At 48.1% G+C, this 15792-nt stretch carries 10 protein-coding genes; all 10 read right to left on the reverse strand.

The window, feature by feature from the left end; all coding sequences use genetic code 11:
- Positions 1-51: 51 nt before the first annotated feature.
- Positions 52-2886, reverse strand: coding sequence for a GxGYxYP domain-containing protein (locus tag BLW29_RS21590; RefSeq protein ID WP_090983421.1), 2835 nt, complete (start codon positions 2884-2886; stop codon positions 52-54).
- Positions 2887-3204: 318 nt separating this feature from the next.
- Positions 3205-4404 (reverse strand): GntR family transcriptional regulator, encoded by a 1200-nt coding sequence (locus tag BLW29_RS21595; RefSeq protein ID WP_090983423.1) that lies wholly within the window; start codon positions 4402-4404, stop codon positions 3205-3207.
- 82 nt (positions 4405-4486) lie between these two features.
- Positions 4487-6517, reverse strand: a complete 2031-nt coding sequence (locus BLW29_RS21600; protein WP_090983425.1) for a GxGYxYP domain-containing protein — start codon at positions 6515-6517, stop codon at positions 4487-4489.
- Positions 6518-7009: 492 nt separating this feature from the next.
- Positions 7010-8056, reverse strand: coding sequence for an IS110 family RNA-guided transposase (locus tag BLW29_RS21605; RefSeq protein ID WP_256208773.1), 1047 nt, complete (start codon positions 8054-8056; stop codon positions 7010-7012).
- 421 nt (positions 8057-8477) lie between these two features.
- Complete coding sequence (locus BLW29_RS21610) at positions 8478-9752, reverse strand: FAD-binding protein (RefSeq protein ID WP_177186751.1); 1275 nt, start codon at positions 9750-9752, stop codon at positions 8478-8480.
- Between the two features lie 43 nt (positions 9753-9795).
- A complete protein-coding gene (locus tag BLW29_RS21615; RefSeq protein ID WP_090983427.1) occupies positions 9796-10530 on the reverse strand; it encodes an NERD domain-containing protein in 735 nt (244 codons plus the stop codon).
- A gap of 210 nt (positions 10531-10740) precedes the next feature.
- A complete protein-coding gene (locus BLW29_RS21620; protein ID WP_090983429.1) occupies positions 10741-11649 on the reverse strand; it encodes an ATP-dependent DNA ligase in 909 nt (302 codons plus the stop codon).
- 72 nt (positions 11650-11721) lie between these two features.
- Positions 11722-12330 carry an MSMEG_1061 family FMN-dependent PPOX-type flavoprotein gene (locus BLW29_RS21625; RefSeq protein ID WP_090983431.1) on the reverse strand — a complete coding sequence of 203 codons (609 nt, stop codon included), beginning with the start codon at positions 12328-12330 and terminating at the stop codon, positions 11722-11724.
- Between the two features lie 135 nt (positions 12331-12465).
- Positions 12466-13680 carry an MFS transporter gene (locus BLW29_RS21630; protein ID WP_218147121.1) on the reverse strand — a complete coding sequence of 405 codons (1215 nt, stop codon included), beginning with the start codon at positions 13678-13680 and terminating at the stop codon, positions 12466-12468.
- Between the two features lie 135 nt (positions 13681-13815).
- The gene (locus BLW29_RS21635; RefSeq protein WP_090983435.1) at positions 13816-15696 is read right to left on the reverse strand and encodes a PAS domain S-box protein; all 1881 of its coding nucleotides are present in this window, start codon (positions 15694-15696) and stop codon (positions 13816-13818) included.
- Positions 15697-15792: the final 96 nt, after the last annotated feature.

Genomic DNA, 15792 nt, shown 5'->3' on the forward strand with positions numbered 1-15792 from the left:
CCGACGGTTTAATAACCGCGGGTTTCTCTCTTCTCTCTACAACAGCTCAGACTAATTAATCGTAATCCGATCAGCCGTTATCGTAGCCACGTCGTAGAAATACACTCTGTACTCCAGTTTACGGTTAAGCGTCTGATTAAACGTCAGATTGAAATCCTGATACGTGTTAGCCGCCGTAAACTGCTGCCTTGTAATGTCCGCCTGTGCCACAACAGCACCTGCTTGTGCGTCCCAGACATCGATTTTGGCGACATTCAGATTGTCCAGCGTGTTGTTATCTACCTTGAGGCGGAATGTTATTTTGCGATTGCCGATCTGCACTTGGGTATCATACGGTCCGTAAACCATATGCCCGCCGTTGTCCAGCGTCGGACTCGCCTGCCAGCCGTCGCCGCTTACGCGTCCGAGTCCATGACCGACTACAGTACCTTCCGCTTCATATTTGCCGAGTCTAGTTGTTACGGCAACCTTGTCGACGTTGATGGCGGCTTTATCCTTGTAATTCACCCTGAATTCCAGCGCACTTCCGGTTGGATTAGTGAAGCTCAGGCTGAAATCCTGATACGTATTGTTCGCCTTGAATTGGTTTCGATACACGTCGAGGGCGGCAAGTGTCTGTCCGGTCGAGTTATCTCGAACATCCAATGTAACGACATTATCGTTTACACCCGTAATGGAATCGATCTTCATCTTGAACGAAGCCGTTAGTTGACCGACCGGAAGCGTATTGTCATACGGCCCCCACATCATGAAGCCCGAACCATCCTGGGTTGTATTGGCGCTCCAGTCACTGCCGCTCGCACGGCCAACCGTATGTGAGAACGCGGTTTCTGCTTCATACTTCTTCACGGCAGTAGCCGGGTCAATCGGCAGTTGATTATTTTCCCGCATGAGCTGGAAGTACGTGTCCGGTCTAACGAATACGATGTTGCTGTTGCTGCTGAAGTTGTTGACGGCATTGATAAAGCTCTGATACGTGATGCCTTCCCATGGATTCGACTGAATGGTAACGAAGCGAGGCGACGTTCCGTTCCAGCCCGAGATGGCGCCGTTGATTTCGGAAATAATCGACGCTTCCGAGTAGCAATACGTGGCGTTAAGCCCTTGGCTAGGCAGCGTATTGTCATACACGGTGATGGCACCGCCCGCATTCTGGGCCGTCAAACCATATAGTGAAGGTGCATATTGAGCAAAGCTGTTCCCTACGTTTGCATTCGTCGCGCCATTGATTTGGTTCCAAACCGTAAGCACTCGCAAGCCCGCACGGTTCATGTAATCATTGGTCAACGCCACATAGTTGTTGAGGTACGTTTGATTCCCCCAGTAATTCGGGTACGTATACCCGATACCCGTCGGTCCGGAAATCAATTCATCATTCGGCGTAGCCGTATTGTACAAATAGTTCAGTACGCCCGGCATGGCATCCAGCATGGCCGGAGACACGGTCCAGCCGAGCGGCACCGTCCCTCTATTCGGATGATCCCAGAATGTTTTGAAGCGATGCTCCAAATATTGAATGTTATCGCCATCGCTTAAGATGAGCGATATATAGATTTTGTTCTCCAGCGGCGGCTTGTTAGGAGTGCCCTTCACATTGACCGTTCTGGAAGTGCCGCCGAACACCGTCAAATTGGATGCAAAATCACTCGCAATCGTTGACACGCCATATTCGGAAACGGTCTGAATGCCCAAGCCCTCATCCGGCCACCAGCCCATATAGATCCCGCTGCCATACGGCATGTCAGCCAGGAATTGGCGAAGCAATGTATTCTCGGCGGCAACGGCCGGGTTCAGCCAAATCGTAGCCGCACCTACAGCAGTGGCGTAATCACGCAGAAAACCTTTGATACCAGGGTTTAATCCGACAATCAGCTTATGCGTGACCAGCGACCAGTAATTCGTATACAAGTATTGATAGACTTGCAGCTTGGTCGTGAAATCGCCGCGCAAATCATTAAGAATCGGCAAATTGTATGGTGCTGCAGTCAGCTTCGCAACCATGCTTGGCGATGCTACAATGCCGCCGCTAAGCGATGCGATTGTAGTCGCCAGATTCACGGTATCCGGAAGCGCGGCATCATAGACGACGATCCCGCTGATCTCGCTTCTGTATTTGGTAATAAGCGTGTACTTGTCAGTCACATCGGCATAACCGAGTCCCAAGGAATTCGGCCAGTTGTACTTGCCTTCCTCGTTGTTAACCGCATTATCGAAGGTATAAATCCGGGGCTGGGTTTTGTTGACGAGCCCTTTGAGCGTCGTGAAGAGCACCGCTTCTTCTTCCTTGATCAACGGCCTTGCGCCTACGCTATTGACTTTCATATAAGCGCCACCATGCCAGAACACCCTGAATTCGAGCGCATGTCCGGCAGTCGCATTGGTGAAAGGAACCTCAAACCGCTCATAGACAGACGCCTGTCTCCATTCTTTCCGTGTAATACTCCTGCTCGCTAGTACAACGCTGCTCGTACTGTCTCTGACATCAACCGTTACCATGACATCATCGTTCGCGGTATTGTTGTCGATTTTCAAATCATAGAAGGCACTATAGCTTCCGGTAGGGATCGTGGTCACATTCGGACCGGTAATCATGTTAAGATTCGGCGCATCTATAGAGGTTTGTGCCAGCCAGCCATCGCCGTCCAAGCGACCCGTTGCATGTCCGACCGCCGAGCCTTCCCCTTCATACTTGTATTCGATATCATCTGTTCGGACATCCATCAAGTCAAGCGTAGATGCAGGTGCCGAGAAGGAAGGAAGCACTTGACCCGATGGCCAAGTAAGTCCTGCTGCTGCTGCTGGTGAAGTCGGGAGAAGCGGAAGCGGAGATGCCGAGGCAATGATGACGGCTGCCAATCCTAAACCAATCCATTTCTTTACTCTCATTTTCATCCTCCAATACGTTCATAGTTTGGAATCCAAATGAATGCCGGCCATGCGCGTAATGCTATACTCGATATAACCCGTATCCTCCTTCGCCACCGGATTTATTCCCTTTCCTCTATGATGTAAGTGCTTACAATGTAAATTAAATATATCGTATATATCTTATAATATCAATATACATTACGGCCAAAAATTACATAAATTTTGTTAAAAATTATAACGCGTGATAGTTGATCCTCTAGATGGTGATAGCCATGCAAAAAAGCCGCTTCCTCCTGTGCGGAGAACGCGGCCTTCCTTACGTGCGGATGCAAACGATTATTTCCGGCCCCTCGCGTACTGAACGACAGGTCCGGTCGATTGACCTACGACCAGCTTAGGTTCGAGAACGATTTTGTGATACCCTTCATCATGGCTTGGACGGTCCAGCAAATCAGTCAGAATACCAGCCGCCCTGCTGCCGATCTCTTCTTCAGACTGCGCAATATGCGTATACCACTCCTGACTGTCCACATCCGAAGACGGATCGTCGAATGATAAGATCGACAATTGTCCGGGAACATTCAGCTTCATACTGCGGGCCAACCCGGAGATATAGAGAGCGAGCTTCGCATTTAACGTAATATAAGCGGTTGCCTGACCATTCTTGAGACAGCGAGCCAATGCATGAGCATCGTCTTTCTGATCATAATCGACAACAAGTTCCGTCAGAATGAGCGCCGGATCAATCATCGCTCCTCTTTGCTTGAGCGCTTCAACATAACCGGCAATCCGCTCTTCAACCGTCACTGTCGGAAGCGGCGAGTCCGAGCAGATCGCTATGTTTCGGTGGCCAAGCTCCCATAGATGGGAGACCGCTAATTGCGCTCCCAGCCTGCTGTCGGAGCAGACGAAATGCGTTTCTACCCCCGGCAAATACCGATCGATGAGCACGAACGGAAAATGACTCATTTTGAGCGATAGGATCTCTTCATTATACGTTTCGGCATCAATCGGGAAGATGATCAGACCGGCTACATCCTTCTCCAGCAGCTGAACAATCGCTTCTTTCTCGAATGCATTGGAATGATTCGTTAAGATGACGGCCAAGTAATAATCGCTATGTCTCATAATCTTGTTCATCCCCTCTATCAAACGAAGGGCAAAATAATCATCCAGCGACGGGATAATAAACCCGATCATCCGCTTACCGAGCGGACGGTCACGTTCGATGAATCCCCGTTTCTCGCGCACGATCTCCGTTATTGCCGGCAAGTTCTCGGTTGGGGAAGGAGGCACCTCGGGAACGAGAGGCATATCCTTGCTTACAAAGCTGCCCCTGCCCGGAATCCGATATATCCACCCTTCCTTGGCAAGCTGGGTTAATGCATTGGCAATTGTGATCCGGCTCACATTGAAATCGACCATTAATTCCTTCTCGGAAGGAATCTTCTCGTCAATCGTCAGCGCCCCGGAACCGATCAGCTTCTTAAAATGCTCCTGTACTTGGAGATATAGCGGCTGTCGCTCTTTCTGCATCTTGGATAACTCCCAACCCAGTTTAATAACTTATTTAATATAATAAATACAATACTTTGATATATTATATGTTGTCAATGACTTATTTAGTCGAAGAATTGGGTTCGATTGGCAAACCTTCACTTTCACGAACCAGCTGGAAATACGTGTCCGGACGTACAAAAACAACATCTTTATTCGACGCGTACAGATCCATTGCGTTCACGAAATTCTGATACGATACCTGCCATGGATTAGCTTGTATGGCTGCGAAAACAGGAGATTCGCCATCCCACTTCTTAACGGCTGCTTCAATTCCATTGGTTAGGTCACTCTCCGCGCTGCCATAGGAGACGTTCAGCTCTTGTCCCGGAAGCTCATTCTTGTACACTTGGATCTTGCCGGTGCCAAACTGGGAAGTAAAACCAAGCAGCGAAGGAGCATGCTCCGCGAAACGATTGGCCGCCTCCGGCGTAATCTCCCCTTTCACGTAATTCCAAATGGTCAACACGCGAAGTCCTGCTCGCGACATATAATCATTCGTGCGGGTAACGAAGTTGTCGAGCCCCTCTCCGTCCTTCCAGAAGTTCGGGTACGTATAGCCCATTCCCGACGGACCGGAAATTAACGCATCGTTAGGCGTAGCCGTCTTGTACAAGAAATCAAGAATGCCAGGCATCGTATCTACCATTAACGGCGAGACCGTCCAGCCAAGCGGCACTTTACCACGGTCAGGATTATCCCAGAATCGCTTAAATGAATGTTCCATATACTGCAGATTGTCGCCATCGCTCAGAATGAACGACACGTAGATTTTATTTTCCAGCGGCGGCTTCTTCGGCAGTTCAGGTACCGTAATCTCGCGAGTGGTTCCGCTAAACACGCTCAGATTAGAGGAGTAATCGCTCGCGACGGTAGCTAATCCGAAGTCCGAGGTCTTCTTCACGCCTTCACCTTCATCCGGCCACCAGCCCATATAGAGCCCGCTTCCGTAAGGCAAATCCGTCAGAAATTTATCGAGCAGCTCGCTTTCCTTCGGCTCTTTGGGATTAAGCCAGACGACAGCGGCTGTGAGATTCATCGCATAATCTCTGAGATAGGACTTGAGCGCCGGGTCGAGGCCGATAATAACACGGTGCGTCACTTTGGGCCAATAGTGCTCCAGCATATATTCATAGACATCCAGCTTCGATGCGAAATCACCGCGCAAATCCTCCAATATAGGCAGGTTGTAGGGATCTCCAGTCAGCTTCTCCACCAGCGCCGGAGGTGCCACAATTCCGTCCTTCAAGCCTGCAATCGTCGTTGCCAGATTGACGGTGTCCGGCTGGCTGTCATCATAGACAACGATGCCGCTTACTTCCGAGCGATATTTGTCGAGCAGCTTCCAGTTATCTTTCTCTTCTTTATAGGCAAGACCGAGCGAGGTCAGCCATGACGTACCCGTGCTGCCATTCACGTTATCGGTAAAGGCGTACAAGCGAGGTTTCGTTTTGTTGACTACCCCCTTCAAGGAAGTGAACACGAGGTTCTCATCCTTGCGAAGCGCCCAGGAGATGCCGATGTCGAACAGCTTCACCGTGGATTTGCCGGTCCACTGCACCCGAAACTCAAGCGCTTGCCCATCTTCCGCTACGGTAAAAGGAAGCTCGAAGCTCTGCGATGCATTCGGCAGCTTGAAATCCCAGTTCGATATATCAAGCGAAGCAAGACTCGTACCCGCTTCTTGATCGAGTACTTCCAGCTTCGCTACAACCCCGTTCTCATTCGCAAAGCTATCCACCTGCATGTTTACAATCGCCTTGTTCTCCCCGGCCGGCATGTTCGTTTGATTCGTGATATCCAGCATCGGAACATTCGGCGCATCACTGCCTGCTGTGGCTAGCCAGCCATCTCCGTCCGCTTTGCCGGTTTTATGCGCTAACGAGACATCTTCCGCCTGGTAGTAGAAGTTATCTGTGGTGTACATCAGATCGAGTGTCGGAGCCGGCTCCTCGAATGAAGGCAACGCTTGCCCCTCCGGCCAATGGACTCCTTCCTTATTACTACTAGGCCAGGCAAAATAAGTGGTGACGGCTGCAGCGGCTACGACAATTACGGATCCGAATAAAGTAAACATTAATCTGCCTTTCAATGGATCTCCTCCTATTGGGACGAATGGTTGGTTGATGGGTGATTACATGATGTTAAAGTTCTTAATATTTACTATAATATATATAACAAATAATATCTACGATGAATGACAAAGTTTGGCATGGCACCGAAGTCGCACTCGCAATTGCACTCGCCCCCTCATACCGCGAAAATCTAACGAACCATACAGGCCTTATTCGGCCGTATTTCGAGCCTGCGAGATTCTAACGAACCGTAGAGGTCTTATTGTGGAAGAATCAGCTCCAACACACCTGAAAATCATCAAATAAGACCCGTACGGTTTGTTAGCGTTTTTTGGGAGCTATTTTCGGCCAGATAAGACCCGTACGGTTCGTTAGCACATTTCGCAAACGAAAACCAGCTAATACTTGTCAAGCATTTCATGTTGGTCAATCTTTGAATTACTGGTATACTGCTTTCTAAGCACAACAAATAATCCTTCATTGGCGTGAAGGATGTTGGTTAAATATGGTTATGCTCTGTAGGGCTCGCTTTTACTAAGGATGGCGTACACGTGATGGAGAAGCTTGTTGGCGCAAGCGATCACGACCACCTTGTACGGCTTGCCCTCTTTCCTTTTCTTGTCGTAATATTCTTTCATCCTGCTGTTTGCACTTCTTCGAATTCCGCATTGAACGGCCAAATACAACGCTCTTCTCAAGCGCTTGGATCCCCTTTTCGTAATTCGGCTACTTGTTGCCGTAAACTTCCCTGAGCTAAAGATGCCAGGATCCAGGCCTGCATAAGCTACAAGTTGTTTTGCGTCATGAAACTGCCTTGCATCGCCAATCTCTGCTACTAGGACAGCTGCAAGCTTGTCACCAATGCCCGGAACACTTTTTACCAGCTCCACCTCAGGAAGTTCCTTCGCAATCTGCTCCATAAGTTCCTCGAGATTGTTTAACTGCTTCGTAAATTCAAGCAACAAGGCAATCATTCCACTCAATGCTTTTGCCTGTGAATGGCTTTTGGGCTGTTCGGACCAATCGGCCAGCAACAATTGTAGTTTCTCTGCTTTCTCGGCCGCCCACTGTTTCGAACGAGCCTTACCCGTAACTTCCCTCAGCACTTCATCGATCCTAAAAACGTTGCCTTCCAAGCATCGTTGTAATACCAACAGGGATGTGACTGAAAATAGGTCTCGAAACATTTGTGAGTACGTCGGAAAAACCTGTTCGAGCAATGCTCGTGAGTTTAACTTAGCTTGCACGAACATTCCAGTGACGAACTCATTTTGTCTGGTTACATGTTGAAGCTCTGTGTAAGCTTCTTCCCACGTCCGATGAGGTTTTACGTCTCCGCGGTAGTACATTTCAGCCAAATGCCATGCATCGGCAGCATCGGTCTTTACCTTTCGAAGTTGCGTACCTTTCGCTCGCTTAGACTGTAATGGATTTATGATGACATGCTTCCATCCCCTATGCTTCAAATGCGAGACAAGTCCTCGATGATAGTGGCCGGTTGCCTCAAGCACAACAACAGGTTCATTGCCTGAAGTACTACACAATTCTGTTAGCACACGATCTAGTCGTACATACCCTTGTTAAGTGTGCGGAATTATCTCCATTTTCCCGAACACTTCATTTCTCTGTAAAAACGCTTGAATAACACTGTTCTCTTTTGAAACGTCTAAACCTACCACTGGTTCCATAACAACCTCCTAAGCAAACTTGCCGGCACTCCCACGATGGTTCCAAACCCATAGCTTCGCTTGTGATACGAGGTCATTGCCTCAACCAGCTCAAACATGGTCATTGGAGGTAGTGGGAAAGCAGTTTTTGTTTCGGGGTCTCAGCCCCTAAAAGCCGCACGCTTTCCCGGCTACCGCCATCATAATTTACCTATAAAAATAGGCCAACCAGTATATTCTGGTTGACCTAATAATACGAAAAGCCGCCGACTAAGCCGGCAGCTTCATGTTCAAGTGGGAACAACTAAAATTACGTCCCCAATATATATTTAGTTATATAATCATTGCGGAATTTACCTTCCGGATCATAGCTGCGAAGCAGCTGCTGGAAGTCAGGCAGCTTCTCATAGTGGGATTGCAGCTCGGCCGGCGACATGGTGAACAGCTTTCCCCAGTGAGGACGAGCATGGAAGGGTTTAAGCTGCTCTTCTATAATCGGCAACAGTTGTTGAACAGCCTCCCAATTATCTTTCCATGTGAAATGGATGGCCACCATTTCCCCCTTGTAACAAGGACTCAGCCATAGACTATCTGCGGCAATTGTGCGAATCTCAGAAACATGAAGGTACGGCGATATCTGATCGCGCAGGCGGTTAATCGCACACAAAGCCAGATAGGCATCCTTACGCGGTACAAAATACTCACTTTGCAGCTCCTCTCCCGCACTCGGCGTGAAGTCCATGCGGAAATGCGGCAGCCGTTCATACCACGGTCCGGCGATTCCCATCTGTTCGCTGCAATTCACCGGAGAGGCGCCTGGCACCGGGTGCAGATGCGACTTCGCTAGTTTCGCGCCGTAGAATTCTGGTTCTGCTAGGGTCGCTGCGGCAGCATCTGGTAGTTTCATCTTCATCCACAATTGATTAAACGACGGCGACTTCCAATCCGTAAACAAACTCACGCTGTAAGCACTGGAGAAGATCGCGTCAAAGTGGTTCTCCAGTTGCGCAAGCGGCAAATTTTCGTAGATAACCTGACTCATATTAAAAGATGGAACCACATCTAGCGTAATTGTCGTAACTACACCCAATCCCCCAAGCCCAACGACCGCCCCGGCGAAAACCCCATCCGCTTGATCGCGAGCGAGTACTATCGTCTCTCCATCCGCTTTCACTACCTCTAGAGAATAAACCGCTGTCGCGAGATTACCATTCAAATCCCCCGAACCATGCGTCGCTGTCGCCACAGCACCTCCAACCGAGATATGCGGAAGTGATGCCAAGTTATGCAGCGCATAGCCGTTACTATGAAGATAGTGACACAGCTCACCATACCGAATTCCCGCTTCCACCGTTACTCTATTGTTCGTGCGATCTAATTCGACCACTCGGTTCAGCTTCTGCAGCGAGAGATGACATCCGTTCGTATCGGCGATTGAATTAAACGAATGACGTGTACCAAGCACCTTAATTCGTTTGCTGCTAGCAACTAACGCTTGAACTTGTTCTACCGTTTCAGGAGCATGAACCTCCGAGGCGTTGTACTTGAAGTTCCCTGCCCAGTTCCGATTATTTTCCACAGTCATACATCCCTTCCTGGACTAAACTATAGCGCTATTACTTGCTTCGCTATCCCTTAAGGATATACCTGCATTTGGGGTAGGCACTACAGCCCTTAAACTTTCCGTACTTCCCTGTGCGCTCGACAAGCTCACTACCACATTTGGGACATAAATTGTTTGTGACCATTCTTTGTTTTGTAGCCGCTACCTCTTTAATGGCTTTCACGTGCTCTTTCTTTACTTGCTTACCATTCAACTGACTCGCTTTCATAACCGCTACAATATGTTCTATTTGCTGCATATCCAAAACGACATCATTATACTTCTCTATCGTTCGAACGAGTTTGGAAGCATATATAACTTCTTGCGAAGTCTTTACTTTTAAATCAGCTCTTCCGCTAAAGCTAACGATTCCTATTAGCGGCAGATTATCTCCATCAGGAAACAATGAAGCGATTGCTTGAATATGTCCGTAATTTTGCCGCAAAGGATTGTACAATTTTTCTTTACGTTTATATATGACCTGTGTCCAGTATTCAGATCGCTCATCTCCAACAATCCAGCCTCGATAGTTTTTCGTTTCAATAACGAAAATACCATGAATAGAAATAACCACATGATCGATTTGCGTGGTTCTTCCTGATGTTGAGGGAATAGTTAAATCATGAATAACTTCATACTTCCTCTTGTCTAACTTATTCAATTTACGTATGACGGATTTCTCTCCTATAATGCCTTTAATAGTTGGAGATTTATTAATGATAGCCAGGATTAATACTAGAAGCAACAAAATATAAATCATACATATCCTCCCTGATCGCTGATTGCAGCGTATAATTGTTTCTAGTAGTTACGACCTATGTATTCTACCATATTAAAGAAAATATAGGTAAATATAACTCACTAAGAAACGAGAGGCTGCACATATGGCGATATTGAGAGAGTTAAATAATATGCATAAAACAAAGAGAAGCCAGCCATTATTCTGTGGTTGGCTTCTTTACAGCATTCGCTAATCATAATCCCAAACACAATCCTCCGGCAGTTTATCCGGAAGGAACCCTCTGAAGATCGTAGTACGCAGCTGGTGCATATCCGTCCGCTCCAGATAATCGATTCGGCAGCATAAGCGCGGCTCGATCCACTGCGTTTGCTTATCTTGCAAGGTATGGAGCTGCTCCGCGAGCGCCAAAAAAGCTTGCTTCTCTTCAGGCTTAATCCCGAATTCAACGGTTCCTACAGGCTTGTTCCGTAATGTCCTGAAGTGAAGGCCTAAGACAAGCGCAAACGGATCTGTCCGATAGCCTAGGATAACGGTGTCGATGGACTTGAAATGTTTGATTTTCAGCCAATCCGGCGATGTCTTATTCAGTTGGTAGCTGGAATCCTTCCGCTTCGCGACGATGCCTTCCATGTTCTTCTCTTTCGTCATGGCGAATAGGGCCTTGCCCCTCCCGTCGACAAACATGGTTTTCGTGAGAAGCTGTGAATCGGACACGACATCGGCTAAGCGTTCCTTCCTCTGCATCAATGGTTCATGCACATGCGCTCGATCCGTATAAATGAGATCAAACACCACGAAGGTTGCCGGATGCGTAAGCGTCGCTTGCGCGATTCTTGCAGAAAGGCTTAACCTCCCGCGATACGCGAAATCATCAAACACGGGCCGTCCCCCGCGCATACAAATCCCTTCGCAATCCAAAATAGCCGAGTTTGCCTTAATGGCGGCGGCGGCTTCCTTCAATTCGGGAAACTTGACTGTAACAAGGGTTCCGTAGCGCGTGTAGGCTTCAATCCGTTCACCTTGCTTATGAATGAGCAGACGCCAGCCGTCATATTTGGGCTCGAATATATAACCTTCATTATCGAAGGCTTCCTTCCCCATACTCACGATCATGGGCTTTAATGCAGAAAAGAGCATAGGTTTCTTCCTCCCCCTATACTCTAGTGTCTCCGCAAAGAATAGAGAGCAAACCAGCTAGCTCTATCTCAGCTATTCATTCGATTCTTTTTCTATCACATAACCGTTCTTCGTAATATGATCCTCGAATATCTGCTGGATATTCGGAAACTGCTCCCGTTCAAGCCACGACTCTGCCTTCCAAACGCTCGATGTATTCAGCGCCCGCGGACAATGAATGAAACACTCTTCCACGGTTACTTTAACTGCGAATTGCGGAGGTCTGCCATTCAGAGCCATGCTTTGCTGCAAAGTCTCGTTATAGACCATGCGCGCCGTTCCGTTAATGCGAAGCACCTCATTCATCCCTGGCAAAATGCAAATCATGCCAAGCCGCGGATTTTCCAGCAGGTTCATCATCGAGTCAACCCGCCTGTTCCCCATTCGCTCAGGAAAAGCTAATGTATGGTCATCCAATACCTTCACAAACCCTGGCTGATCGCCGCGCGGCGATACATCGCATTGGCCTTCGGCGTTGGACGTCGCTAGAAAAAACAGCGGACATTTGGCCAAATAATTACGGACGTGATCGTCGATATGGTCGATGGTTTTCTTGACAACCGCCTCATGCGGAACGCCTACCAACTCCCGCAGTCGCTCAATAGAGTCGATAATTTCGTCTTCCGATTGGTTATAACTCATTTTGTTTTTACCCTCTTCCTGATGTTAGCTACTATCAAGCCTACCCGCTGCCGAGGATTAATGCAAGATTGGAAAAACAGCCGATTCAGATCGAATCGCCTGCTCTTCTTAAACGTTATTTCAAGCAGCAGCCTCTTATTCATTAGACAAAGATCGCAGCCGCCTAAGCGACGGAAACAGAACCATCCACAAGCCTGCTACTACAATTGTTCCGATCCCCCCGATGAATGCAGCTTGGACAGGGCCAACCAGGCCGGCAAGCGTACCCGACTCAAACTCTCCCAGCTGATTGGAGGTTCCAATGAAGAGCGAGTTTACCGCATTCACGCGGCCCCTCATCTCATCCGGCGTTTGCAGCTGCACAAGGGAAGAACGAATGACCACGCTGATGACATCTGAACCCCCGATAAGCAGCAAGGCAACCAGCGAAATCATGATATTCGTCGATACCGCGAAGAGTATGGTAGCTAATCCAAAAACACCGAGTGCTCCGAACAGAATCGGACCGAGTGCTTTCCTCAAGGGGTAATAGACTAGCGTGATGGACATCAACAACGCGCCAACGGCAGGAGCAGTTCGCATAATACCTAACCCCAATGGTCCTGTATGCAAAATATCCTCCGCGAATATAGGCAGAAGCGCTGTCGCGCCACCAAGAAGTACGGCAAACAGGTCAAGCGATATCGTTCCCAAGATAACCGGGTTGCGTCTGACGAATACTAAGCCGGAGAAGATGGAGCTGGCCGTCACCGGTTCAGGCTTCCTAACAATGATCTCCATTCGGATGAGGAAGGTAAGAATCCCGGCAACTAATAGCGCCACCGCCGCAGTGACATAGACGAATACCGGACCCACCGCAATAAGAACACCGCCAAGGGTCGGTCCTATGATCTGAGAGGTTTGTCCGGTAGAGGTTGTCCAGGCGATCGCTTTCTGCATGAGTTCCTTCGGCACCAGCATCGGCAGCAGCGATGAAGACGAAGGACCTTCAAATGCCCGGCAAGCACCAAGTATGGCCGCAGCCACCAGGATTTCATTTCGCCCGAGCCATCCGGCTAGGTTCCCGACAAGCAGCAGCGCGGCTATTCCGCTTTCGATGATTTGGCATAAGAAAACGATTTTCCTCCGGTCGTAGCGATCCGCGACCTGCCCGACAACTAACGTTAGCAGCATCATCGGCAGAAACTGTGCCAATCCCACGAGCCCAAGGCTATAGGCATCATGCGTCAGTGCATACATCTGCCAGCCAATCGCAACCGATAACATCTGGAAGGAAGTCGAAGATAACGTTCGCGAAACCCAGAATTTCGTAAAAGAAGGCTGCCGGAGTGCAGCTTCCGTCTCCAACACGGTGCGTCTCACGCCCTTTCGGAATTGATGATTTCCTTATACTAGTCATGGGAATTGTACTCGATATTCAGCAAAAAGACTACCTCCTTCGGATAAGGATGGTAGTCGGTTCAACAGTTCTTGTCTGCCCTTTTCTTAAATCAGATTGCGAATAAACATCTCAAGGACACGCGCACTTATAGGTTTGGTTATGTAATCGTCCATGCCTGCTGCCAAGCAATCTTCCCGGTCCCCTTTCAACGCATTTGCGGTTACAGCTACAATTCGCGGACACTTTTCCGGTGACAATCTTTCTTTTATTGATCGCGTTGCTTCCAAACCATTAACAATAGGCATATGGACATCCATAAATATTAAATCATAGGATTCTCGAAGGGCGGCCTCGATCACTTCATTGCCATTGACGGCCACCGACACCCGATGTCCCATTTTCTCCAGCATTTTCTGCAACACCAATGTATTGATCTCATTATCTTCCGCTATTAAAATATTCGCGCGGCCCGTAATCGCGGCATTCATCGGTAGAGATTCCAAGGTATCAAACGATGCTTCATGATATCGAATGGTGAAGTGCAGGGACGATCCGCAATTACCGTCGCTTTCAGCCCATATTTTGCCTCCCATCATGCTGATGATTTTTCTGCTGATGGAAAGACCTAGCCCCGTCCCTTCATGCTTTCGTGACATTAAGCTATCAATCTGAGCAAAAGGCTCGAAAATATCCTCAAGCCGGGAATGCGGAATGCCGATTCCCGTATCCGTTACGGTAAACATCAGCAACGGAGGCTGCTCCACTACTTTCTTGACGGCAACCGCGATCTTTCCGCTTATCGTAAACTTGACGGCATTACTGAGCAAATTTAGCAGCACCTGTCTCAGACGTTCGACATCGCCGTATATACAATCGGGCACATCGTAATTGATGGAATAGGATAGTTCTAGATTCTTGTCCTCCGCCATCGAGGAAATGACGGAAAGACTGTCTTTAATGCATGATCGCAGATCGAATATCTCTTCCTGCAATTCGGTTACTCCTGCCTCGATCTTCGAAAGGTCCAAAATATCATTAATAATGGATAACAGCGACTCCCCGCTTTTGCGAATAATCTCCACATATCCCTTATGTTCGTCATTCAGGTCTGAATCGAGCAGGAGATCGGTCATTCCGATCACTCCGTTCATAGGCGTTCGGATTTCATGGCTCATCATGGCTACAAACTCGCTTTTGGCTTTGTTCGTGGCCTCTGCCGACTCCTTGGCATATATAAGTTTTTTCTGCTCTGAAATGTCCTTGCAGATGAGATAAAAGCCGATATTCTGCTTATGTACAAAGATAGGAGCAATGCTTGTGAGCACTTCGATCGCTTCGCCGTTTTTGGTAACGACACTGTCGATCTCCAGCTCAACCGTATCATCATGAAGCGCATCTGCCAGAATACGATCCACATTGGGCTGCCCAATAAGATTGGCAAGCGCCATCCCAATCAAATCCGCCTCAATGTTGTAACCTGTCATTTTCTCAGCTATCGCGTTTGCATTAATGATATTTCCGTGTAAATCAAACGAAATGACGGCATCATGGTTATACTTCTTCAGCGATGTATACCGTTCTACGGTTTCTTGAAGCCGCTGCTCGGATTCCTTTTGTTTAGAGATATCCATGATTTGCGCGATGTAGTAAATCGCCTCTCCATCTTCGTTACGGAATAACCGAATCGAGAGATAGCCCCAAATCGCCACGCCGTCCTTTCTGACATAGCGCCTCTCCATCTCCGCTTCATCTGCATCGTGCATGACAAGCTTTAAATCATGAATGTTCGTTATCGAATCATCCTTAAGCGAGAAGTCACCGAACTGCATACCTTCCAATTCGTTCTTGCTATAACCTAAAATCCGCTCGAGCGCAGCATTCACGGTTAGAATCAATCCATCAGGAGTCAGCAACGCGATGCCGAAGGAAGCATGCTTGAAGACTTGTCCGGTAAATGAATTCTGATCAAGGTTGACGCGATACATAAGTAACCTCCATTAATTCATCAATCATTCATTCTACGAATGATAGCGTTAATTATGACAGCCTATGTAATATAAATTAATAAATATTAACCTTTT

This window comes from Paenibacillus sp. CF384, assembly GCF_900106745.1.
Classification (GTDB): Bacteria; Bacillota; Bacilli; order Paenibacillales; family Paenibacillaceae; genus Paenibacillus_Z.